This is a genomic window from Streptomyces sp. NPDC093801, from assembly GCF_040701585.1.
Classification (GTDB): Bacteria; Actinomycetota; Actinomycetes; order Streptomycetales; family Streptomycetaceae; genus Streptomyces.
Genome location: NZ_JBFBDP010000004.1, coordinates 46,856 through 67,720, shown reverse-complemented (window position 1 = coordinate 67,720; position 20,865 = coordinate 46,856). Strand labels below are relative to the sequence as shown.

Here is a 20,865-nt window from a genome sequence, read left to right as displayed (position 1 = left end):
CGTCATCCCGCGATGAGGAAGAGGTCTTCGGCGTTCGCCGACGAACGGATGCGGGACTTGCCCTCGTGGGGGGCGAGCCCGACTCCGGCCAGCGCGGCGGTCAGGGCCTGGCGGGCCTCCTCCGCCTCCTCACCGGTGCGGGTGAACAGGCAGTAGTTGTCGGCGAACCGCACCGTCGGCCACTGGCCCAGTGCGGCGTCCGCGCGCGACAGACGCAGGTTGATCAGCATCGGGCTCAGGCCGCAGCCCGGTGCGATCGGATGCGGCAGCACCGACAGGGCGGTCCGGACACGGTCCAGGAACGTGCCGTCGTGGATGTCCGCGGCGAGCCAGTCGATCACCTGCTCGGTCTCCGCTCCGGCAGAGGCCTGGCGGACATCGACGTCCACCACCCAGGTCCGGCCCGCGTCCAGGTGCCCGGCGGCCTGCCGCAGCGAGGTCAGCCGGTTGCGGCCCGGCCGGAACCCCGATACCCACGGGGCGAACACCGCCGCCTCCAGGACCGGCTCGATCGCCCGGCGCATCGCCCGGTGGACGATCCGCTCCGCCACCGTCGGGATCACCGTCTCGATCCGCTTGCCCGTATACGCGATCACATGCGAGGACCGGGGCGGCCGAGGCTGCCAGGTCCCCTCACGCAGCTGCGCGGCGAGCTCCTCCAGCCGATCACTCATCCCGACCCGGAAGCCGGCCCAGGTCTGTCCGTCGGAGCCCGGAGCCGAAGCCCGACGCATACAGGCACGCGCCGCCCGCCTCAGATGGACCGGCTCGATCAGGAACGGCATCAGCGAATGGCTGGACAACGCACGGGAGTTGAGCGCTACAGTGGTCCCAGCCTGAGTGGCAGGAACGATCCCGTTCTCCCCCTGGTGGCCGCTTCCACACACGCGCGGCCGGGAAGAGCTGGAACGACGGCCCCACTCAGGTTTCGTGTTTTCCCGGTCACCGGCCACGCTCGTCCTCCCACAGCAGTACGTGCAGCCGCGGCGACAGGTGCCAGCCCCGCTCCAAGGCCTCCTGGGCGATCTTCCGCATCCCCTCCAGCACCGTCTCGCTGGCGTTCCCCTCGGGCATCACCCACACCTCGGACAAGCGCAGCCCCTCCACCAGTGCGGCCGCCTCGTCGAAGTCGTCCGGTCCGCTGATCACGAACTTGAACCGGGCCCGACCGCTGGCCTCCAGCGCCTTCAGCGCCGCCGGCAGGATCCGGGCGGATGCCCGGCCACCGGCCGAGGACAGCTTCGGGGACACGTTGAACCCCGCCACCGCCTCCACCAGCGCGCCGTCCGGGATGAGCGTGCCGTTCGTCTCGATCTCCACATCCCGGCCGGCCGCGTGCAGGGCGCGGACCAGACTGGCCAGCCCCGGGGCCTGGAGCAACGGCTCCCCTCCGGTGACCACGACCAGCCGGGTCGGGTACGACAGCACCCAGGCCACCAGGTCGTCCACGCTCTCGCGGCGGGCGACCTTTCGGGGGTCGTAGGTCTTGAAGTCCCACGTCTCCGGTGTGTCGCAGGCCCAGCGCGCGTCCGGGCCCCGCCCGCAGGACAGGTTGCAGCGGCTGAGCCGTATGAACAGGGCCTGTCGCCCGGTGGACGGCCCCTCGCCCTGGAACGTCGGCCCGAACGTCTCGGCGACGAGTAACCCGCGCTCGTCCACCGCGTCCTGCCCGAGCAGGTGCAGCACGGAGGCGCTCACGGCCGCACCACCGTGAACCGGGCCCAGGACGTCGGGGACTCTGACACCCGCACGCTCACCAGCCGCCCCTCGAGGCCCGGCTCCAGGTGCTCCACGATCCACTCGGCGAGCAGACGCGCCAGGTTCTCCGAGGTCGGTTCGGCGTCCATCACCTTGTTGAGGTTGCGGTGGTCGAAGTTCTCGTCCAGGTGCCGCTTGAACGGGCCGAAGTTCCCGAAGTCGGTCACGAACCCCGGACCGGTCAGTACCTCGGCCGTCCACTCGATCTCCACCGTGTAGGTGTGACCGTGCTCGCGCCGGCACTTGTGCCCCTCGGGCAGGCTCAGCAGACGGTGCGCGGCATGGAAGGACCAGCTCTTGCCGATCACGGTCGTTCCCGTCAGCGCGCTCACCGGGCCACCTCCGCGCCCAGCACCTCGGCGTAGACGGTCGGGTCCGCGAGGCCGGCCAGGGAGAAGGCCTCGCGGCGCTCCACGCAGGTCCCGCAGGTGCCGCAGTGGACGTCGCCGCCCTTGTAGCAGGACCAGGTCAGGCCGAACGGCACGGCCAGCTCGTCGCCGCGGCGGGCGATGTCGGCCTTCGTCAGGTGCAGGAACGGCGCCAGGACCTGGAAGCCGGGGTCGATGAAGCCCTCGTTGCCCGCACGGATGCACGCGGCGACCTTCTCGAAGAAGGCCGGCCGGCAGTCGGGGTAGATCTCGTGGTCCCCGGCGTGAGCTCCGAAGGCGACGGCGTCGGCCTCGCGGGCGACGGCGACCGAGGCCGCGATGTTCAGCATCACGGCGTTGCGGTTCGGGACGACGGTGGCCCTCATCGACTGCGCCGTGTAGTGGCCGTCCGGCACGGGCACGGAGGTGTCGGTCAGGGCCGACCCGTGGAGCAGGCGCCCGAAGTTGGCGAGGTCGACGATCTCGTGCGTGGCGCTGAGCCGCTCGGCGATCAGGGCGGCGAACTCGACCTCCTTGACGTGGCGCTGCCCGTAGTCGAACGAGAGCAGGGTGAGCGCGCTGCCCTGCTGGGCGAGTTCGTACGCGGTCACGGTGCTGTCCATGCCGCCTGATGCGATGAGCACCGCGTGGCGCGGCGCGGTTCCGGTCATCTCCTGAATGCCTTTCGCGTTCCCCGGCTCGCAGGCCGGGAAGTGGAGTGAGTCCGGGCTCATGGGGCCCGGTGTGAGAATTCGGAAGAGCGTGTGCGGCCGTGCGGGTGGAGGGCGGCGGACGCGGAGCCGACGCTCGCGTCCGCGGCCGCCGCCTGGCTTCAGTAGGCCCGCAGCGGGCAGGATGAGACACCGGTGAGCGAGACTCACTCACGGCAGGCATCAACTCCGGCTGAGGGGAAGGCTGATGGACGGTACGCGGGGGGCGTCGTTCGCGGTGGAGGTCAAGCGATTCCGGACCGTTCGCGGACTGTCGAAGGCCGCTCTGGCCCGACGGCTGTCGGTGGATCCCTCGTACGTGAGCCACCTTGAGGGAGGCCGTGAGCGTGGGTCCTCCCAGCTCGCCCGCCGCCTCGACACCGTCCTCGACGCCGGCGGAGCAGTCTGGCGGGCCTGGCAGGACGACCCCGGCGGAACAAGCCCCCGAGCCGAGAAGCCCGAAAGCCCGGCCGCCGCCCTCCTCGTCCTGGAGGACGACGCCGCCCTGGCCTTCGACGGAACCACCTACCACCTGCGCATGCGGCGCCGGCTGCACAACACCGGGACCGAACCCGTCACCCGCTACCTGGCCCGCATCGCCGTCGACCGTTATCCCGGCGAACCCGAACGGTCCAACGCCCTCTACCGAAGTCGCCCCTTGACCTTCGACGAGCTGCAGCTCACCGCCCACTGCGGCGACGAACCGATGACCTGGACCGTCAAGCACGACCGCGACGCGTTCAAAGAGGTCTGGCTCGAGTTCGCCAACGCCCGGACCCGGTTCCCCCTGTACCCCGGGCAGGAAACCGAGATCACCTACACCTATAGCGTCAGCGAAGCCTTGTGGGGCCGATGGTTTCAGCGCGCCGTACGCCTGCCCACCCGCCAGCTGAGTGTCAGCCTCGCCTTCCCCGCCACACTCCAGCCCACGGTATGGGGCACCGAATCCTCCCTGACCGCGACCTTCGCGCCCCTGCGGACCCCGGCGGAAAGGATCGAGGACGAAGGTACGGCCGTCTTCACCTGGACCACCCTGGACCCGCCACTGCACGCGCGGTTCCGTCTGGAGTGGCACCTGAAGTCCGACACACCCGAACAGCCAGAAGAGAGCGCGCCCGTGCCCACCCCCAGCACCCTCATGACCCAGGCCGGCATCGTCCAGGAAGGCGACCCCGTCCTGACTACCCCCGCCCGGCCCTTCGACCTCCCCGCCGAGGCAGACCAGGCGAACGCCGCCGTACGGGCCCTGCTGGAAGGCGTCGAACGGGTACGGGTTCTCCACACCTTCGGCAAGGGCATGGGCCTGGCCGCCCCGCAGGTCAACATCGCACGCGCCGCCGCCGTGGTCATCCCGCCGGCGGCAGATGCCCAGCCCATCGTCCTGCTCAACCCCTCCGTCGCCGAAGCCTCCACGGAGATGGACCGGCAGTACGAGGGATGCCTCAGCTTCTTCGACGTCCGCGGCCTCGTACCACGCCCGCTGAGCGTCGTCATCGCCCACACCGACATCGACGGCACACCCCGCCTGACCCGCTTCGAACACGGCCTGGCACGCCTCGTGCTCCACGAGGTCGACCACCTGCAGGGACTGCTGTACCGAGACCGGATGGATCCAGGGACGGACCCCATCACGGTCGACGAATACCGCGGTACCGGAAAAAACTGGACCTACTCGTAGGCTGCGGCGGTTGCGGGCAGGCGTGGGCACGGCATCTCCAAACGTGAGGGAGCATGGGCGGTGACCTTGGACTTCGAAGAGCTGAGTTGAACCTGGCCCACATCCGAAGCCGGGCTGGGAACCTTCGTGCACTCCTCGACAGCGGTACTTCAGATGCGCAGCCGGGGGTGCACGCTGGATCCGGCCGCGGGGGACTGCGTCACGGCGGGGGTTTGAGAGCGGGCGGCCCGCCACAGCGACAACAGGGCGCTGGAGGCACCGGACTTCGCGATGTATCCACGGAGCAGGGGGACGAGTTCCTTAGTGCATTCGCCGTCGTCGTCCCACGCCACCAGCGGGTCGAGGCGATCCCGAGCCCACTGCCCGTCCCGCTCGACGAAGTACCAGTGCGTGACGAGTTCCTCGCCAGTACAGGCCACGACCCACCGGTTCCCCACGCGGCCGGCGCAGATGTCCCACTCGTTCGCGCTGTCGGCGGCGATCTCCCGGTCGCGCTGTGCGCGTACGGTGCCGGGGATGCCTGCGTCCGCCTGGACGACCTCGACGGTCGGCGGACAGGAGGGCAGTTCGCAAACGGCAGTGGTGTAGGCCGTGAGGCCTGCGAAGAGTGGGTGCGGCTGACCGTTGAGGGTCAGTGTCGGCTGCCATTGCGTCTTCCACTTGCCGCTTGGCTTCCGCGACCAGGACAGTACGAGTTCCCAGCTGCCGACCTTGTGCCGCAGCTGGAGTCGGCCGCTGTGAGGCTTCTCGAGCGTCGGTGCGATGCCGGTGGCATCCGTAAAGCGGTCAGCGACGTACCTGATGTAGGGCGGGGCGAACGGTACGTCAGCGGCGGGGATTATGGCCCTGCCCCTCCCGGGGCCGCTTGAAGCTGATGACTGTCCGTGGTTCGGCATGGAGGTACCTCGATGGATCGCGGAGCTGTTGGGCGTGTCGAGAAGGGCGGGGCTGCAGCGCCCGCGGCCGCGCGAAGCGGCGCTGTGGCAGTGCGTGCGCAAGGTGGCGGTCCGCTGGTAGCCGACGTTCGCGTTCGGAGATATCTGCCGCGGGGGGCGATCCCAGGGACCCCAGACGGGGCCCATCATGGGGTTCGGCCATGGGCCCACCAGGGCTTCACCCCGGAGTGCAGCCGCGCACGGGCTCCGTTCAGGATGGCGCGGCTCTCCTCTTGGGACACGGAGTTCTCGATCGCACGGTCCAGCATCAGTCGGCGTCGTTCTCCTGGGCCGAGCCCGGTGTAGGTGAAGCCGTTCTCTCGCCACAGGGTGCTGTCTGCGGTCAGCGTGTACTCGGTGAGGTCGCTGAGGGGCATGGCGAAGGGACTGTCCAGGGCGAGCACACGGACGGTGATGTGGGGAAGCGTGTCGAGGTGGAGCAGGTAGCTGAGCTGGTCGGCGATGACCTGAGGGTTTCCTCGGCCGCGGTCCAGGGCGGCTTCGTCGAGTACGAGATCCCAGGTGCAGGTGCTGCTGTCTTCGGCTCGGGGCGCCATGACGGGCGGCATCAGGCCGTCGGGCGCTCCGACGGGATCAGCGAGGTCGGTGATCGGGGCCAGGGCCGCGTACGCGAGGGTCTGGAAAGGGTCGGGGATCCGATTGAGAGCGAAGGCCCTGACGCTGGTGGCCGCGCGCTGTGCGGACCAGGCCCGGTCGACGTTTCCCGCAAGGGTGTCGGCGAAGATCCCCCGGATCGAGAACGGGCCGGGATCCTGCAGGAGACGTTCCACCACCGCCTGCTGTGGCCGGCTGCGCAGGCCTAACTGGTCGAAGAGTCGGTGGAATCTGATGGAGGCGGCCATGCGGGTGCTGCCGGCTTCCCAGCACTCGACGGCGAGAGGAGTGGTGACCAGGTCGCGGGCCAGAGCCTCACGTGAGATACCGCGGCTCTCACGCAGAGCGCGCATGTATGTCCCGGCTAGCAACAGACCAGGGGAGCGGTCCGGCTCCCGCCGTAGAAGGACTTCGACGGTGACGGGGGGAGGCGCTGCCGTTTTGGGCGCGGTGATCGCGGCGTAGGCGTGCGAGCCACCTGCCCGCTCCGTGGGGGCGGTCGCCATCTGGCTACGGGGACTTTGCGGCCGGTCAGCGACCCACCGACCCGTCGGCCGGACACCAGGTTCCAGGAGGCTCCACGGCCCCAGGAGCTCGCGAACGTGGTCCAGCGTCCGAGGCCGGAAGACGATACCGGCCCTCCTGTATTGGTCGACCACGAGGGTCGTGGCCTTCGGTGCCTCGTCAGGGCTGGCGTGAGTAACCGATACGGCGCTCCCGGCGGGAAGGAGGTCGTACAGGGAACGCATGACGGCGGCCGCTTCGTCGTCGCCGATCCACGGCAAGACCTCGTGGAGGATCACCGCGATCGGCTGGCCGAGGTCCAAGAGGTCGACAAGCCCGTCCAGAAGGCCCGGAAGGTCACGGGCATCGGCCTGCAGGGCCCGTGTCCCCTCAGGCTCGGCTAGCCAGGCCTTCGCATGTCCGAACACGAAGGGGTCGGAGTCGGTATAGACAACCCGGACGTCCTCGCGGACGGAGCGGACGATGCTGTACGCGGTCGGCGCGTCGACGTTCCTGATCCGTCGCTCCGGGGGGTATCCGCAGCCGAGGTCGATGAATTGCCCGATCCCGAGTTCCCCTCCGAGAACCGAACAGGCTGTTACCAGGTGGCCGGCATTGATCTCCGCCGCTCCCTTCAGCCAGGGGGCCCGCCTTAGCAGACGGTCGGCGAGCTGCTGGTCGTGGTGGTAGGAGTTGCGTCCGCCGGTCAGGCAGTCGTAGACGCGGGCAGGCGAGGGCCGAAGCAGCGGGTTCGGTGCGGTGGCGTCTAGCTGGGAGGCGTTGTCGGTAGGGAGGTCAGTCACGATGGGAGCCCTTCGTGCGGGTCGCGGTGCGCGGGGTTGCTTCCGTCGTCGCCAGCGGATGTGGCGATGGTCATCGCGATCGCCTCCGCGAGGGCAGGAGGGTCCATCAGCTGTCCGCTGCCGTCGGGCGCGTTCTTCCAGTACCGGTCCTTCGAGGCCGGGCGGCCCGGCTGGGGACACCTCAGAACCTTCGTTTGATCGCGGCCAGTCAGCAGGACGCCGCCGGGGATAGCCCGTCCGTCGACCAGCCAGGTCGGCACCAGGACCGACCAGGCGTGCGGCTGGGCGAGGACCGGCCCGGTCGGGATGGACCGCGCTTCCAGATAGCGGATGGCTCTGGCCGCGCTGCCGGCCGGCACCCGCACGACGTGGAAGACCCGGCCGATGGGGATGGGGGCGGGCTTACCGTCCGGCGGCCAGGGGCTACGGCCGAGGGTGCGGCGGGGGAGGGCGGCGACCTTCGCGAGCCATGCCGCGCCACTGGTCAGTGCAGTGGTCAACGGGTTCCCCTCACGGTCTGCGGCGTAGCGGCGCTCAGGCCGGTCGGGACGGGGCGGACGTAGATGCCGGGCCCGTACGGCCCGTTCGGTCGGCTGTGCAGGAGACCAGCGCGGATGAGCGGCCGGCACGCGCGCCGCACCTGGTCGGCGGACACCCGAAAGTGCAGCGCGAGGAGCTGGAGTGCCAGGGGCTGCCCAGGCCGGTACCCGCCGGATGCGATACGGCGCCGGATCAGGTCGGCGATGCCCGTGTCGGCCGGGTGCGGCTGCTGCGGTCCGAGGACGAGCACGCCCCGGGGCGGGATCAGGGCGACGGCGCCTCGGTCGTGGAGCTGCTGAAGCGCGGTCTGGACGTGCTTGTGGCTGAGGGAGAGGAGGCTCGCGAGGTGGTTCACGCTCTCCTTCTCTGTCGCCGGCTGGCCGAGCATGAGCTGGTCCGGGGGGCAGTGGGCGGCCAGATGACGGCGGACCGCCAAGGTGGCCGCGGCCTGCGGGCGCGGTAAGGATCGGGGCCCGGGCTGGGTCATGGATGTGGCCTTCTCGTGAGTCAAGGACGGGGTGGTGTGGCGGACTGGTGTGGCGTGCCGCTCAGGTGGTTCTGCCGTTCGGGCAGGGGCGGGATTGCCGGTGCCCTGCCGAGGGCACGCAGATGGGCAGTGAGCTCACGGTCGACGGACACGTGGTTGAGGCGGCGGACCATCTGGGTCGCCACCATCCCGCCGAGAGCCGGGGTTTCGTACGCCGCCATCCCCGGGCCCGCCACCTGGAGGCCGCTCGGAACGAGCCGGTACGTCAACCCGTGCACGCCGTACAGCACCGGGCGGCGCACCCACAGGGCGACGCATCGCCTCATGCGAGGACAGCCTGCGGCAGAAGCGTCCGCGCACCGCAGACACACCGGCGGTGTCGCCTCCCTCACACCCTCCATGTCCAGGCCGGACGGCATCTTGGGACCGTCGGGCAGGACGAAGAGGAAGCCGCCGTCGCGGTGACGCGCCGGGGCCCCCGCGCACACCTGGCACAGGAGCTCGCGCATGAGGTGGCGTTGACGGTAGTAGTGCGGGAGGGCGTTCTTCACCGTTCCGCCGCCCGTGGGGTCGCTGGTGATCCTCGCCCACAGCCCTCCCTCGGTGTCCCGGTCCTCCTCCCGCTCGTCGGCGTAGCCGAGGATGCCGTCCGGCCGCAGCAGCAGCCGCGCGTGCTGAGGGCGCTCGGTGCTGCGCCGCGAGATGAACGGCCACCGCGGTGTGCCGAGTCCGGCCGTCCGGGCGGTCAGAGCGTCCACCTTGGCGCTGCCCGGGTGGGGGGATCGCGGCGCGAGTATCGATGTCGGGGTGGTCATGGCGAGCCTCCGATCATCTACGCGGCGCGGGAGCGGGATCGTCTGGCGCGGGTGGTGGCGGCCGTGGCCGCCTGCCCGGCGAGGGCTCGGGCGAGCGCCACGGGGCTGGTGGAGCCTTCTCCGGGCGGAACGATCCAGTGGACGTCCGGTCCGGTGCGCGTGGCCGTGGGAGGTATGGAGATGAAGCGGCCGGCGGGCATGACCCGCGTGCCGGCCACTGACCACGACGCCGGATCGATGGCCGTCGTGCGCAGGAGCCAGTACCAGACTCCGCTGTAGGCGCTGGCGAGCACGGGCCCCTCGGCGCCGAGGCGCGCGTGGGCGGCGGCCGCCGGGCCGGCGGGTACTCGGATCGCGTGGAAGTCGGTGCCGCACACCCCTTGGTAGGTCGCGGCCAGGCAGGGCTCCCAGGCCTCCGTGGGCGCGTGCGTCCAGCTGGTCACCAGGGTCGGCGACAGCCCGCCGCCGTGGGACGCGCCCGGGCTTCGTCGGGCCTGCGGCCGGTATCGCTCGTAAGAGGCGTACGCCATGATTCCTCCAGGAACTGCAGCCGCTGCATGGGCAGGTCAGGGACGTCGGTGCGCGAAGAGAAGAACAGGGGTCTCAGGACCGGAGCCAGGCTGCGGGCGACGTCGGGGAAGCCCTGCAGCCCTCTCACTGCGAAGCTCCGCCGGGCGTGTGCTGGCCGACGGGCTGGTGGCGGTGTTGCATCACCCACGCCAGCCCGCCGCTGGTGGTTCGGACCTGGCTGAGCCACCAGCGCAGCTCTTCCAGCTCGCGGACCACCGCCCGGTCGGTGACCGGCATCTCCAGCACGGTCAGGCGCCAGGTTGCCGCGTAGGAACCGGCCCACCCGGTAAGCCAGTCGAGGATCTCGCGCCGGCCTTCTCCCCCTATCCGCAGCCGCTCCAGGCGCAGTGCTGGCTTCTCCTTGGCCACCCCGGGCCAGCTGGTGCCCGATGGCGCGGGCTTCAAGCGCATGGTGAACGCAGCGGTCAGACGGCCTTCAGCCAGCAGCAGCCGGCCCGAGGCCTGGGACCTTGGCCGTGTGTAGTCCTCCGGCCGACCCGCAGCCTCCACGTGCCGCAAAAACCCAGCCAGCGCCGTGTGGTCCTCGGCCCGGGCCGGCAGTACCTCGAACACGCCGCTCGCCGGCGGGACCGCGTCCGCGGTCACCATCGCGGCCAGCTTCGGCAGCGCGCGCGGTAAGCGAACGTCCACCTGCTGAACCTGGTGGTCAGCCGCGCTCGTTTCGCTCCGGTGCACAGTCTCTCCACGGGCTCGCGCCTGTGCCAGGGGACAGTCGATGCGGACGTGAATCTCACGGATCCCGGCCGGCCTACAGGACGACCAATGGGTGAGCCAGGCCGTCAGCAGCTCGCGCGGGCACTCGTCCTCCCGCTTCGGGTCTCCCAGGAGACCTTCGACCAGGAGGCGGCCGATCGCGTCGGCCCCGAGCCGAACCTCCGCGTGCGCGGCGGCCACAATCCAGTTGGACGAGGCGTCGCTGAGGACCCAGATCCCTGACAACCCGTCCGGCTCGTCGGCGTCCATGGCGTCTGTCCTGACCGTCAGGGCTTCAGCGACCCGGCATCCCGACAGGTCTGGGCAGGCACGCCGGTGCTTCATGATCAACCCCCGCAGCACATGCACGTCCTGGCTGCTCGCGGGCCGGACACGGAATGGGGCTCCCGAAGCGGACTGATGCCTGCTGGTCAGCACGGGCCCTCCGAGCGAAGCGTTGCCAGGGGCTGGGCCGACGCCGGAAGGTACAGGCCGCTATCCGTCGGCATCCCCGGCAGGGGCTCCAGGCCGCACGCCACCCTCAGGCCGTTGACGGCCGCCTGGTCTCGCACGGGAAACGGTCGCCCTGTGACCGGGTGGATCTGCGTGCCGTATACCTGCCGCAGTCCGGTGCGGACCGAATAGACGTCATCGACGACGGCGAAGTGCACGAGCTGGCAGTCCTGTCCGAAGACCGCCTCGAGAAGCAGGTTCCGGTACACGCGAAGGAGGGACAGGTCCGGGCAGGAGCGGGCGATGACGACCGCGGCCGTGGCCGCCTCGTGCCCGTATACGGTCACCGTGGGCCAGCCGTACGCGGTGATGATCGCCCGGAGGGCCGCCTGGTGTCGTTCCCGCACCTTGGCGAGATCCGCCCGCCGGTTCCCGGCCGTGGGGAGGGCGAGTGCATGCTCGCCTGCCGTCCGTTCGGCCCGTGCCATACGCCGCAGGCGGCCACTGATACGCGTCCGCTCGCGTGCTGAGGGCACGCGGCCTCCGGCTGCTGCCTCAGAACCGGGCACGCCCGGGGCCGGCAGGTGGTGGGACATGGTCACTCCGTCGATCAACAGGAACTGGTGGTGGGCCTGTCTGGGCCCCTGGGGGTATCTACGCGTCGAGTAGTGCGAGCGGGAGCGGCTGCGGACGACCTTGGTCAGGCGATCGATCCCGCCCAGGCCGGCCAGTGCCACCGCACCCGGTTGGCGCCGCGGCGGCGCGGGGGTCAGACGGCGCGGTACGCGGGTCTGCGGTCGGCTACCTCGCTGCCGTCCGTGAGGATGAGCCGCACACCCAGAGCGCTCAGCCACAGTTCGATCCCCTCCCGCGACCGGTGCCCCACGGCTTCGAAGGGCCGCTCCGGCACCAGGTGCGTCATGGACGGGGACACCAGCATGTGGATCCGACGGGCCTCGATGAGCGCCTCAACCTCACGGAACCCGCTGCGCTCATCTGCATGCAGCCCGGGAACGTCGCAGTGGTAGCCGGCGACATAGGCACTGGAGCGGGAGACGGCGTTCTCCAGGGCCGTGAACACCGGCACGGGCGAGACGCTGGCCGGCACCACCGCGTACGCCACCGCAACCGCGCTGCGATTGAGGTGGCGCATCGCGGTGTGCATGACGTTCGCCAGCGTGGACAGGTAGCCGTCGGAGGGCTGCGCCACATCACGAGGCCGGGACTCCAGCCACCCCTCCGTCAGCGCGATCACACGGTCCGTCTCCTGAGACGCCGGCAGCGCGATGAGCCATCCGAGGACCTCCGCGAGGTGCTCGGTCAGCATCTCCAGGCGCTGCACCCGGCGGGCACCTTCACCCTCGATGTCCAGGCGCCGTAACCCGGCCAGGACGGAGTCGAGCAGGTCCCGGTCGGCGAAGTCCGTGCGCTCGTGGGGCGCGGAGACCTTCAGGCTGACATCCCTGCTCTGCGCGGGGTGGCTGCGTGTGTCGAGGACGTCCGCCGGTCCCCGGCGTGCGCTTCGAGACCGGCGGTGGCGACCGGCGGTCATGCCGCGTTCACCAGGGTGGGCAACGGCCGGTGGGGAGCGACGACCTGGCCGCTGGGCAGGAGCAGCCCGGTGTCGTCGAAGAGCACCACGCCGTTGCAGAGCCGAACCCAGCCCTGATCCTCGTGAGGATCAACGGGGGCTGCGCTCGCCCCATCGGGGGCCTCGGCGCTCGGACATGGAATCCTGTGCTGGCACATGACAGACGTCCTTCCATACGGCAGAGATCTTGTAGTTGCGGCTGACTGGCCTCGCGACCGGGAGCGCGGCTGCGATTACTGCCGGGGACAGTCGTGCCTCGGCGCCGCGAAATCCGCTCGCCCCCGGTCACGTCGCGCTGATGGGCATGGCCCGTTTCAGGGCCCCCGACAGTACGGAGCCCTGCAGGAGGGGCACCGGCTCCGCCGCTGCGATGGACCAGGGCCACGTGTCCCAGCGGGACCCGCAGGCCGGGGGCAACGTGATGCGGTCCCCGGACCCGGAGGCCACACGTACCCCAGTGAAGGAGGAGAGGACCCCAGCCGTTCCCGGACGGACCAGGAAGACGACCGATCCGTCCTCCTGGACGATGGACGGGACCGTCGCCAAGTCCACGATCCGGTCGACCTGCACGAGCGCGTCACGCCCGAGCTCGGCGGCGACGATCACCGCGTCGAAAGCGGAGCAGGTCGTGCGCAGAGGCGATGCCGGGCCTTCATCCAACATGGCGAGCGCGCGCTCGGGCGAGGTGAGCCGGTCTCGCACGATTAGGGTCCAGCCAAGGAGCCGGCCGTATGCGTCGATCATGGCTCGCCAGTCGCGGTTGGTGGGCGGCCAGGTCGTGGAGGGCGTCTGCATCATCGCGCCACTCCTGGCTGGCCAGTCGGCAGTGCGGTGGCGAAGCCACGCAGCATGGGCCTGAGGGGGCTGCCGAGCGCCCGGAGGCAGACCCGGTTCCCGTCGAAGGCCGTGCGGGCGTGGAGGAACCGCTCGTTGTCGATCACGTAGCCCTCCCCGGCCCTCAAATCGAAGCGCTGCTGGACGGCGCCGATGACCTGCCTCAGCTGCGGCAGGAACGGCTTGACGAGCGGGCTGAACTGCGCCAGCTCGTCCTGGCGCAGACGCAGCGTGACGCGGCCGTCCGGATGCGGCGTGAAGATCGACGACGGATGCCCGCCCCCGTCGCCGTAGAACGCCGTTCTCGGCCGGGACATCGCCTCCAGGGCCTCCAGCGCGGTCGCGGCCAGGTGAGCGTGCACGGCCCGGCCGTCGCTGAGCCGGACCGCACCACCAGAAGGTGCCGGCTGGAGACAGACCAGCAGCATCAGCCGAGGCGGGGCCGAGATGCCCGAACGTTCGGTGTGCGGCAGCAGCTCACCGGTTCCAAATCCGCCGAGCCCAGGCCGCTGCGCCCGGACGCCGATGTTGCGCAGGGTGGTCAGTCCGTCCGAGTCACTGTCGCGGTGGGGCTCCAACACCATGAGCCGGGCGGCGAAATCCAGGACCCGGGTCCGGGTCGTCAGACCCGAGACCAGCGCCATACCTGCCGCGGCCACTTCCTCCGCCACCGCCTGCGCGTTGGGCAGACCGGACGGCTCCGGGCGGGGCCGTCCGAAGCGGGTGAGCGACATGGTCGTCATCGACTTGCTCCTCACGTGATGGGCAGTGACCTCAGGCTGGATACGGCGGCGGCCGACGGTAAAGCGACAATCTGTCGACCCGGACAATCCGGTCAGACCGGCAACGGAAAGCCTCGGGGCTGCTACCGTCCGAACGGCCAGCCGCTCAGACTGCTGTGGGGATGCGTGATGCACTACAAACCGTCGCTGTGGCCCGTGTCCATCAAGGGCGTCGCCCTCGATCGCGAACATCGGGTCCTGCTCCTGCGCAACGAACGCGACGAGTGGGAGCTGCCCGGAGGCCGCCTGGAAATCGGTCCGGCCGGCGGTGGATCCTCCGCTCCCGACAGCAGCCCCGCCCAGACCCTGGAGCGAGAGCTCGCGGAGGAGACCGGCTGGCGCGTCACGACAGGGCCGCAGCTGGAGACCGGAACCTGGATCTACCAACCGATCCCCGGTCGCCGCGTGCTGATCCTCACCTACGGATGCATCGTCCACACGCCCGACCAGAAGCCCGTCCTCAGCCACGAACACAAGGAACTCGGCCTCTTCCACCGCGACGAGGTGCCCGAACTGACCATGCCCGACGGCTACAAGCGCGCCATCAACGCCTGGTACGACCAGCTCGCACAACCAGTCGGGTAAGCCATGGCCAACGGATCGCCCGGGCGCTCCGGGCGCCTGCTGTCCTGGCACTGGGCCACCCCTGAGGGCCAGACCGTCCTGGCCACCCGCGACCTCGCCGCCATCCTGCGCTACTACCGCCAAGTCCATGGCGAGAGCCAGACAGCCACCGGTGAGCGTCTCGGCTACGACAAGACCTACGTCTCGGCCCTCGAACTGGGCAAGCGGCATCTCACCGACGTAGGAAGCCTTCGACACGTCGCCGAGCAGCTGTCCCTGCCCGCGCACGTCCTGGGAGTCACCGACCTGGCCGACACCGACCACCGCGCGATGCTCCAGTTCGGGCAGTCCACCGTTCGGCTCGCCGAGATCGCACGCCAGAGCGGTCACGCGGCTGAAGCCGTCGCCGAACTCTGGCCGCTCGTAGCCCGCCTTGAGGCCCGTACCCGCGACGGGCACACCGAGCGCGACGTACTTCGCCTTCTGGCCGAAGCGCGTTTCGGCCTTGGCACAGCGCTCGGCAATGTCCTCCCGGAGGAGCGCCTCGCCACGGCCGCCCACTGGACCGCGAAGAGCCTTGAGGTAGCCCGGCTGTTCGACGATCCCGCTCTGTCCACGACCGCCTTGCGCATGCACGGAAACGAACTGCGCAAGGCCGGCCTGGCCGGGGCGGCCGTAAGCCGCCTCACCCACGCCGCCGCCGTGGCGCCGAGCCAGACCGAGCGGGCCGCGGTCCTCCCGCTCCTCGCCCGCGCCGCAGGCGCACTGGGCCATCGCACCCTCTTCGACCGCACGGTGCGCGAGGCCGGACGGCTCCTGGACAGCGTCGAGCACACCAGCCTCGTCAACCCCGTCGCACTCCACGAGATCCACCTTCGAGGCCTGATCAGCACAGGACGGGCTCGAGAGGCCATAAGACTTGCTGAGGGACCCGCGCCCTCTCCCACGACCAGCGTCGCACCCCAGTGGCGCGTTATCGAACTCATCACCACCGGCCGGGTCCGTCTCCTCGCCGGTGACCGGCACGGGGCCACCGAGCTGCTCGAGACGGCCGTACAGCAAGCGCGAGCGCAGCGCCTGCCACACCAGCTCCAACGGGTCTTGCGAGCCGGGGGTGAGGCACTGCCCCAGGTAACCCGTGCGGCCACTCGGGCACTGGAGGAACTTCGTACGGAGATGGCCGCCTGAGCCCACCAGAGATCTACACAGCACGATCTTCCCGGAGCGCCTGGAGCCCGATCTGCTGCCTCGCACTGGACTCCTCCTCCCGACGGCTGGCTAAGCACCCGAGTGGTTGTGGGTGCCTCAGCGGTGAGAAGAGTCTGTGGGCCCCCAAGATCAGAAGCCCTCGCTGTCGCGATATCGCTGCTGCGATATCGATCAGCACATAGCCTGTGCAGGAGGCCCATCCCCCACGGAACCGGACACCGGGAAGGCAACGTGAACTCGCCGCAACGCGTCTGCCGTCAGTGCGGTCACGCACTGAGCCAGTACAACCCCGACAACCGCTGCGCCTCTTGCTCGCGGGCCAGTGCCACATCTCAGGTGCCCGACCGGGCATGGCGCGACGAGGAAGTCCAACGTGCCCTTTCCACCTGGGATTTCGGCATGCTCCTCAAGGTGGTCCGTCGCCGCGCCGGCCTTTCTCAGAAGACGATCCAAACCCTGACCGGCCTGACGCAGAGCTTCATCTCGGACCTTGAGAACGGCAACCGACAACTCGGCGGACGCGATTCGATCATCGACCTGCTGACCGGTCTCGGGCTGCCCGCCGACCTCCGACCGCTCCTCCTCGCCCCCCTGGCGCGAGCCGATACACAGCGTCGCTCAGAGACCTCCGACCCGTCCCTCCCGTGGACCACGGCTCGTATGGTGGCGTCACTGGAGACGGCTGTCGGAGGCGCCATGAACACGTTCACCCGCCGGAGTGCGATCGCGGCTCTGAGCGGCGCCGGGCTCGGGCAGTTCCTGCTCCAGTCGGCCATCGCACCGACCGAAGCCATCGCAGCCACCTCGCACGACGGAATCCGAGTATCAACCCCGCTCCTCAACTCCTTGCAGGCCACCACTGATGCCCTCCGCATGGCCGATGCCAGCCAGGGCAGTGGCAAACTCGCCGCGACCGCGCGTACGCACCTCACGGTCCTGCTCCGGATGCTGAAAGACGGCACCTTCGACGAGGCAACCGGTCGGCGCCTCGCCGCCGTCACCGCGGACACAGCCATCCAGGCCGGCTGGTACCTCTTTGACAGCGGCGCCCACGCCGCCGCCCAAGACCTCCTCCGCGGCGCGCTGCGCGCGGCACACGCCTCCGGCGACCCGAGGCTGCGCGCCGGCGCCCTTTCCTTCCTGGCCATCCACAGCTACAGCGTCGGTGACCCCCGCGACGCGGTCACCGCCGCCCGCGTCGCCCGTCAAGGCATCGCCGGTCAGGACAGCCCATCTCTTCACGCCATGCTGCTCACCCGGCAGGCTCGCGGCCACGCTCGCCTTCGCGAGGACCGCCAGGCCCGGGCCGCTCTTGAGGAAGCCGAAGCCCTGTGCGCTGCGGGGGCTGGTGAGGATGACCCTCACTGGCTGTACTGGATCAACCGAGGCGAAATCCGAGGCCAGGCTGGCAGCTGCTACCTCGATCTCGGGCACCCCGCTGAGGCGGCGCAGGCGTTCGCCGCCGCCCGCGGAGAACTGGGAGCTGATGACATCCGTACCCGAGCCCAGTTCCTCTCCCGCGCGGCAACCGCGCAAATGCGCGCTGGCGATGCCGACGCCGGATGCGCCATCGGCCACGAAGTCCTCAGCCTCGTCACCGGGGTCCAGTCCGCTCGCCTGGACGAGAACCTCGGCTCCATGCTCGCCGAGCTGCGACGCTTCGGCTCGGCACCTGCAGCAGCCGAGCTCCACGAGCGTGGACTGGCCGTCATGAAGGATCGAGCCGCGTGAAACTTGTACTTTGGGACATCGACCGCACCCTCGTCTACACCGGCAACATCGATCGTCAGGTCTACCGAGAGGCGTTCACCGCTGTCGTCGGACGACCACCGGAAGCCCTGCCAGCCAAGGGCACGGGCGTCACCATGCCACTGGCAGTACGCGAGTTGCTGTTGTCCAACCACGTTTCGGCAGACCGCATTGACACACTGGCGGACAGCATCATCGAGCAGCTACCCCAGCGACTGAATGCCCATCGAGACCTCATCGCGCGTGAGGGCGCCGTCCTGCCAGGCGCCCGCGAGGCTCTCGCAGCAGTACACGACAATGACTTGCTGCTCCCATCGGTGGTGACAGGCAACCTTCGCAGGAGCGCGCGGGTGAAGCTGTTGGCGCTGAACCTGGCCCAGTATCTCGACATGGATGTCGGTGCGTACGCGTCTGACGATGCTCACAGGCCGTCCCTGGTCCGAATTGCCCAGGAGCGAGCGGCGTCGGCATACGGATACGTTTTCAATCGGACCAACACCATCATCATCGGTGACTCGCTACAGGACGTGATCACCGGGCAGCAGGGGGGCGCACAGGTTATCGGCGTCGCATCGGGCACCACGTCCGCTGAACGCCTCATGGCCGCAGGCGCCGACCGTGTGCTTCCCGACCTGACCGATACCGATCAGCTGCTGCAGCTTCTCACCCACCACACCACGCAGTGACCGAGCCGGCGTCACGGAGAGCCAGCTGAACGCTCGATCTGGCGCCGGTGGCGCGACGCGAGGCCGGGCGCCGACCCGTGCCCGCATCTGGGCATCACGAAGACGACTGAGGCTCGATTCGCCCACGGCAGACGACAACGATGCCCAAAGGACTGGAACCTTCCGTTGGGGCATGTCAACGTACAACGTCCCTAGTCAGACGGGTGGCGGGGTGATCTGAGGCCTACGTCGAACCCGAGACTGCCCGAGGAGGATGTCTGTCTGTGAACCTGCTCAGCCTGCTCCGTTTCACTGCCCGCTCTCTTCGCCACCGCAGCCCAGACGGACGGTGGCAAGTGTGCCCTGGCTACCGCCCTCTGTCTCTGTGTGCGATGCCGGCCTCGTTGTGGAAGACAGCACCAGCGCGGCTTCCGGCGTGATCAGAGGGTCGTTGCCTACATAGGCGTGCCCCCAAGGCAACGGGGCGTAGTGCCTTCCAGGCTATGGGTCTTTACAACCGCAAGGCAGGGTTCGGACTGGCCGACTTGCCAAGCAGGCCCTGGTGTCCTGCGCGGACCGGGATGCTGTGGTGCCGAGGTACTCCATCTCCGGCCGACACCGATACTCGCAGCGCGCAATATAGCGGGCGATCCCCGGTTTCCGAAACCGGGGATTGTCCGGACCATTTCCTTCGTTCGCGTGTCGCTGTGCTTGGCGGTGGGGCGATGCGAACACAACAGTCCACTCGCTGCACGGGCGGGGAAAGCGGACATTGCACGGCCATGTGGTTGTTCGTGCGGGTTGTCCACTAGTCCCACTTGTGTGGCCATGTCGTGAGTTTGTGTGAGGAGAAGGAAGTGGCTCGACCGCCTGCCTTGAAGCTTGCGGAGGTCTTGGCGGAAATCCGCATGAGTCCGTCAGCGTTTTATCGGATGCGTGCTCGCGGGAATGCGCCCCGTATGGTCAAACTTCCAAATGGTGAACTCAGGTGCCGTCGATCGGACCTGGACGCCTGGTGGGAGGCTTGTGAAAGGGATTCGGACACTTGGGGCTGAGTTACAACGTTCGCTTCTGGGACATACGCGAGCGTCCGGATCGGCGCAAGCCATTCATGGTGCGATGGACGGTCAGCGGGCTCGAAAAGTCCGAGTCGTTCATGACTTTCGGCCTTGCCGAGAGTCGACGTTCCAAGTTGATGACGGCAGCCCGAGAAGGCGAAGCCTTTGACGACGAGTCGGGACTGCCGGCGTCGGAGCTGCGGGCCCTGCGGCAGAAGACGACATGGTACGACCTCGTACATGAGTACCTTGACCAGAGGTGGGCGCGAACACCTGGCAACACGCGTCGAACCCTCGCAGACGCGTTTGCCACCGTCACTCCAGCCCTGGTTCGTCCAGGATCGGCCTATCCGGAGCCACGAGTGCTGCGGAGGGCGCTGTACTCCTACGCGTTCAACAAGAAGGCCTGGGAGCAGGAGCCGCCCGAGGAATGGAAGAAGGCGCTCGATTGGGTCAAGAGGAATTCCCTGCCCCTTGGTTCCCTTAATGACGCCGCGGTCATGCGTCGAGCGTTGGATGCGCTGTGCCTCAAGCTGGACGGCAAGCCTGCGGCTGCCAAGACCACGCGCAGGAAGAGGTCGGCGTTCAGCGAAGTACTCAACATGGCGGTGGAGAATGGATACTTCGTTGACAATCCCCTTGCGGGGATCAGGTGGAACCCTCCGTCGGTCGAGGACGAGGTCGACCCGGCCTCCGTCCCAAACCCGCTCCAGGTTGCTCGCCTGCTGTCTGCGGTGAGCCAGCAACGGGGCCGTGGCCCCCATCTCGAGGTCTTTTTCGGCTGCATGTACTTCGCGGCGATGCGACCGGCCGAGGTGATCCATCTTCGTCTCGAACAGTGCCACCTGCCCGAGACCGGTTGGGGCATGCTCAACCTGACGGGCGGCGTTGTCACCGCGGGTAAGGACTGGACTGATGATGGCGAGGTCTACGAAGTCCACTCGCTCAAGCGCCGTGCCGCGACGGCGACCCGACCTGTACCCATCCCGCCACAGTTCGTTCGCGTCCTGCGTGCCCACGTCGAGCGCTTCGGGACCGCCCCGGACGGGCGCCTGTTCCAGAACCAGGCAGGCAACTACGTGGAGGCGGCGGCGTACGGCACCACGTGGTCGAGGGCGCGGGAGTACGTCCTGACCCGCACGGAGCTCGCGGCGGGCCTGGCGAAGCGGCCCTACGACCTTCGGCATGCTGGGATCTCGTTCTGGCTCCACTCGGGAGTCGACCCTGCTGAATGTGCGCGGCGGGCCGGTCACAGCATCCATGTCCTGTTCAAGTACTACGCCAAGTTCCTGGACGGCGTGCAGGAGCAGGCCAACCGTCTCATCGAGCAGTCCATGGAAGAGTGGGACCGCGTCAGCCAGGGTGCTCCACCCACCCGGTGAGCACGGTTTGGTCCGTGACTGGTCCGGAACAGCCGGTCTGGGGTGGGACACGGGCGGGAGGAACTGGGAGGAACAGTAAAA

At 69.1% G+C, this 20,865-nt stretch carries 23 protein-coding genes; 7 read left to right on the top strand and 16 right to left on the bottom strand.

Features of this window, described 5'->3' with window-relative positions; genetic code table 11:
• Window positions 1–2 precede the first annotated feature (2 nt).
• The 4 genes from AB0469_RS05475 to queC form a co-directional block, all read right to left on the bottom strand.
• Window positions 3–674, bottom strand: a complete 672-nt coding sequence (locus tag AB0469_RS05475; protein WP_366450016.1) for a reverse transcriptase domain-containing protein — start codon at window positions 672–674, stop codon at window positions 3–5.
• A 268-nt stretch (window positions 675–942) separates the two neighbouring features.
• Window positions 943–1,698: a 7-carboxy-7-deazaguanine synthase QueE gene (locus tag AB0469_RS05470; RefSeq protein ID WP_366450014.1), complete on the bottom strand. Its 756-nt coding sequence runs from the start codon at window positions 1,696–1,698 to the stop codon at window positions 943–945.
• Window positions 1,695–2,090: a 6-carboxytetrahydropterin synthase gene (locus AB0469_RS05465; RefSeq protein ID WP_366450013.1), complete on the bottom strand. Its 396-nt coding sequence runs from the start codon at window positions 2,088–2,090 to the stop codon at window positions 1,695–1,697. The genes AB0469_RS05470 and AB0469_RS05465 overlap by 4 nt, the downstream gene beginning before the upstream one ends.
• Window positions 2,087–2,797, bottom strand: coding sequence for a 7-cyano-7-deazaguanine synthase QueC (gene queC, locus AB0469_RS05460; protein ID WP_366450012.1), 711 nt, complete (start codon window positions 2,795–2,797; stop codon window positions 2,087–2,089). The genes AB0469_RS05465 and queC overlap by 4 nt, the downstream gene beginning before the upstream one ends.
• Window positions 2,798–3,044: 247 nt before the next feature.
• Between queC and AB0469_RS05455 the strand changes: the two genes are divergently transcribed.
• Entirely contained in the window at window positions 3,045–4,514 is a 1,470-nt protein-coding gene (locus AB0469_RS05455) for a peptide deformylase (RefSeq protein WP_366450011.1), read from the top strand.
• A 149-nt stretch (window positions 4,515–4,663) separates the two neighbouring features.
• On the opposite strand, the gene AB0469_RS05450 is transcribed toward AB0469_RS05455, so the two are convergent.
• From AB0469_RS05450 to AB0469_RS05395, 12 genes are all read right to left on the bottom strand, one after another.
• A complete protein-coding gene (locus tag AB0469_RS05450) occupies window positions 4,664–5,410 on the bottom strand; it encodes a hypothetical protein (protein ID WP_366450010.1) in 747 nt (248 codons plus the stop codon).
• 185 nt (window positions 5,411–5,595) lie between these two features.
• Window positions 5,596–7,371 carry a Scr1 family TA system antitoxin-like transcriptional regulator gene (locus AB0469_RS05445; RefSeq protein WP_366450009.1) on the bottom strand — a complete coding sequence of 592 codons (1,776 nt, stop codon included), beginning with the start codon at window positions 7,369–7,371 and terminating at the stop codon, window positions 5,596–5,598.
• Window positions 7,368–7,871 (bottom strand): hypothetical protein, encoded by a 504-nt coding sequence (locus AB0469_RS05440; RefSeq protein WP_366450008.1) that lies wholly within the window; start codon window positions 7,869–7,871, stop codon window positions 7,368–7,370. The genes AB0469_RS05445 and AB0469_RS05440 overlap by 4 nt, the downstream gene beginning before the upstream one ends.
• The gene (locus tag AB0469_RS05435) at window positions 7,868–8,266 is read right to left on the bottom strand and encodes a GntR family transcriptional regulator (RefSeq protein WP_366450007.1); all 399 of its coding nucleotides are present in this window, start codon (window positions 8,264–8,266) and stop codon (window positions 7,868–7,870) included. The genes AB0469_RS05440 and AB0469_RS05435 overlap by 4 nt, the downstream gene beginning before the upstream one ends.
• A 152-nt stretch (window positions 8,267–8,418) precedes the next feature.
• Window positions 8,419–9,213 (bottom strand): hypothetical protein, encoded by a 795-nt coding sequence (locus AB0469_RS05430; protein WP_366450005.1) that lies wholly within the window; start codon window positions 9,211–9,213, stop codon window positions 8,419–8,421.
• Between the two features lie 17 nt (window positions 9,214–9,230).
• Window positions 9,231–9,743 (bottom strand): hypothetical protein, encoded by a 513-nt coding sequence (locus AB0469_RS05425; protein WP_366450004.1) that lies wholly within the window; start codon window positions 9,741–9,743, stop codon window positions 9,231–9,233.
• Window positions 9,744–9,867: 124 nt separating this feature from the next.
• Window positions 9,868–10,767, bottom strand: a complete 900-nt coding sequence (locus tag AB0469_RS05420) for a hypothetical protein (RefSeq protein WP_366450003.1) — start codon at window positions 10,765–10,767, stop codon at window positions 9,868–9,870.
• 161 nt (window positions 10,768–10,928) lie between these two features.
• Entirely contained in the window at window positions 10,929–11,546 is a 618-nt protein-coding gene (locus AB0469_RS05415) for a DUF6624 domain-containing protein (RefSeq protein ID WP_366450002.1), read from the bottom strand.
• Between the two features lie 173 nt (window positions 11,547–11,719).
• Window positions 11,720–12,502 (bottom strand): hypothetical protein, encoded by a 783-nt coding sequence (locus AB0469_RS05410; RefSeq protein WP_366450001.1) that lies wholly within the window; start codon window positions 12,500–12,502, stop codon window positions 11,720–11,722.
• Window positions 12,499–12,699 carry a DUF5999 family protein gene (locus AB0469_RS05405; protein WP_366450000.1) on the bottom strand — a complete coding sequence of 67 codons (201 nt, stop codon included), beginning with the start codon at window positions 12,697–12,699 and terminating at the stop codon, window positions 12,499–12,501. Before AB0469_RS05405 ends, AB0469_RS05410 begins: the two co-directional genes overlap by 4 nt.
• A gap of 127 nt (window positions 12,700–12,826) precedes the next feature.
• Window positions 12,827–13,339 (bottom strand): hypothetical protein, encoded by a 513-nt coding sequence (locus AB0469_RS05400; RefSeq protein ID WP_366449999.1) that lies wholly within the window; start codon window positions 13,337–13,339, stop codon window positions 12,827–12,829.
• On the bottom strand, window positions 13,336–14,118 hold the full coding sequence (locus AB0469_RS05395; RefSeq protein WP_366449998.1) for a TauD/TfdA family dioxygenase: 783 nt from the start codon (window positions 14,116–14,118) through the stop codon (window positions 13,336–13,338). Before AB0469_RS05395 ends, AB0469_RS05400 begins: the two co-directional genes overlap by 4 nt.
• Before the next feature lie 168 nt (window positions 14,119–14,286).
• Between AB0469_RS05395 and AB0469_RS05390 the strand changes: the two genes are divergently transcribed.
• The 6 genes from AB0469_RS05390 (at window position 14,287) to AB0469_RS05365 (ending at window position 20,784) form a co-directional block, all read left to right on the top strand.
• Window positions 14,287–14,742 carry an NUDIX hydrolase gene (locus tag AB0469_RS05390; protein ID WP_366449997.1) on the top strand — a complete coding sequence of 152 codons (456 nt, stop codon included), beginning with the start codon at window positions 14,287–14,289 and terminating at the stop codon, window positions 14,740–14,742.
• A 3-nt stretch (window positions 14,743–14,745) separates the two neighbouring features.
• On the top strand, window positions 14,746–15,909 hold the full coding sequence (locus tag AB0469_RS05385) for a helix-turn-helix domain-containing protein (RefSeq protein WP_366449996.1): 1,164 nt from the start codon (window positions 14,746–14,748) through the stop codon (window positions 15,907–15,909).
• A gap of 252 nt (window positions 15,910–16,161) precedes the next feature.
• On the top strand, window positions 16,162–17,661 hold the full coding sequence (locus tag AB0469_RS05380; RefSeq protein WP_366449995.1) for a helix-turn-helix transcriptional regulator: 1,500 nt from the start codon (window positions 16,162–16,164) through the stop codon (window positions 17,659–17,661).
• Entirely contained in the window at window positions 17,658–18,365 is a 708-nt protein-coding gene (locus tag AB0469_RS05375; RefSeq protein WP_366449994.1) for a haloacid dehalogenase-like hydrolase, read from the top strand. The genes AB0469_RS05380 and AB0469_RS05375 overlap by 4 nt, the downstream gene beginning before the upstream one ends.
• 836 nt (window positions 18,366–19,201) lie before the next feature.
• Window positions 19,202–19,399, top strand: coding sequence for a helix-turn-helix domain-containing protein (locus AB0469_RS05370; protein ID WP_366449993.1), 198 nt, complete (start codon window positions 19,202–19,204; stop codon window positions 19,397–19,399).
• Entirely contained in the window at window positions 19,390–20,784 is a 1,395-nt protein-coding gene (locus AB0469_RS05365) for an integrase (RefSeq protein WP_366449991.1), read from the top strand. Before AB0469_RS05370 ends, AB0469_RS05365 begins: the two co-directional genes overlap by 10 nt.
• Window positions 20,785–20,865: the final 81 nt, after the last annotated feature.

What these genes read in the sequence shown, in the direction of transcription:
- AB0469_RS05475 (WP_366450016.1), bottom strand. Translation starts at nt 674, where the DNA reads ATGAGTGATCGGCTGGAGGAGCTCGCCGCGCAGCTGCGTGAGGGGACC.
- queC (WP_366450012.1), bottom strand. Translation starts at nt 2,797, where the DNA reads ATGACCGGAACCGCGCCGCGCCACGCGGTGCTCATCGCATCAGGCGGC.
- AB0469_RS05455 (WP_366450011.1), top strand. Translation starts at nt 3,045, where the DNA reads ATGGACGGTACGCGGGGGGCGTCGTTCGCGGTGGAGGTCAAGCGATTC.
- AB0469_RS05450 (WP_366450010.1), bottom strand. Translation starts at nt 5,410, where the DNA reads ATGCCGAACCACGGACAGTCATCAGCTTCAAGCGGCCCCGGGAGGGGC.
- AB0469_RS05430 (WP_366450005.1), bottom strand. Translation starts at nt 9,213, where the DNA reads ATGACCACCCCGACATCGATACTCGCGCCGCGATCCCCCCACCCGGGC.
- AB0469_RS05425 (WP_366450004.1), bottom strand. Translation starts at nt 9,743, where the DNA reads ATGGCGTACGCCTCTTACGAGCGATACCGGCCGCAGGCCCGACGAAGC.
- AB0469_RS05420 (WP_366450003.1), bottom strand. Translation starts at nt 10,767, where the DNA reads ATGGACGCCGACGAGCCGGACGGGTTGTCAGGGATCTGGGTCCTCAGC.
- AB0469_RS05415 (WP_366450002.1), bottom strand. Translation starts at nt 11,546, where the DNA reads ATGTCCCACCACCTGCCGGCCCCGGGCGTGCCCGGTTCTGAGGCAGCA.
- AB0469_RS05410 (WP_366450001.1), bottom strand. Translation starts at nt 12,502, where the DNA reads ATGACCGCCGGTCGCCACCGCCGGTCTCGAAGCGCACGCCGGGGACCG.
- AB0469_RS05405 (WP_366450000.1), bottom strand. Translation starts at nt 12,699, where the DNA reads ATGTGCCAGCACAGGATTCCATGTCCGAGCGCCGAGGCCCCCGATGGG.
- AB0469_RS05400 (WP_366449999.1), bottom strand. Translation starts at nt 13,339, where the DNA reads ATGATGCAGACGCCCTCCACGACCTGGCCGCCCACCAACCGCGACTGG.
- AB0469_RS05395 (WP_366449998.1), bottom strand. Translation starts at nt 14,118, where the DNA reads ATGACGACCATGTCGCTCACCCGCTTCGGACGGCCCCGCCCGGAGCCG.
- AB0469_RS05390 (WP_366449997.1), top strand. Translation starts at nt 14,287, where the DNA reads ATGCACTACAAACCGTCGCTGTGGCCCGTGTCCATCAAGGGCGTCGCC.
- AB0469_RS05385 (WP_366449996.1), top strand. Translation starts at nt 14,746, where the DNA reads ATGGCCAACGGATCGCCCGGGCGCTCCGGGCGCCTGCTGTCCTGGCAC.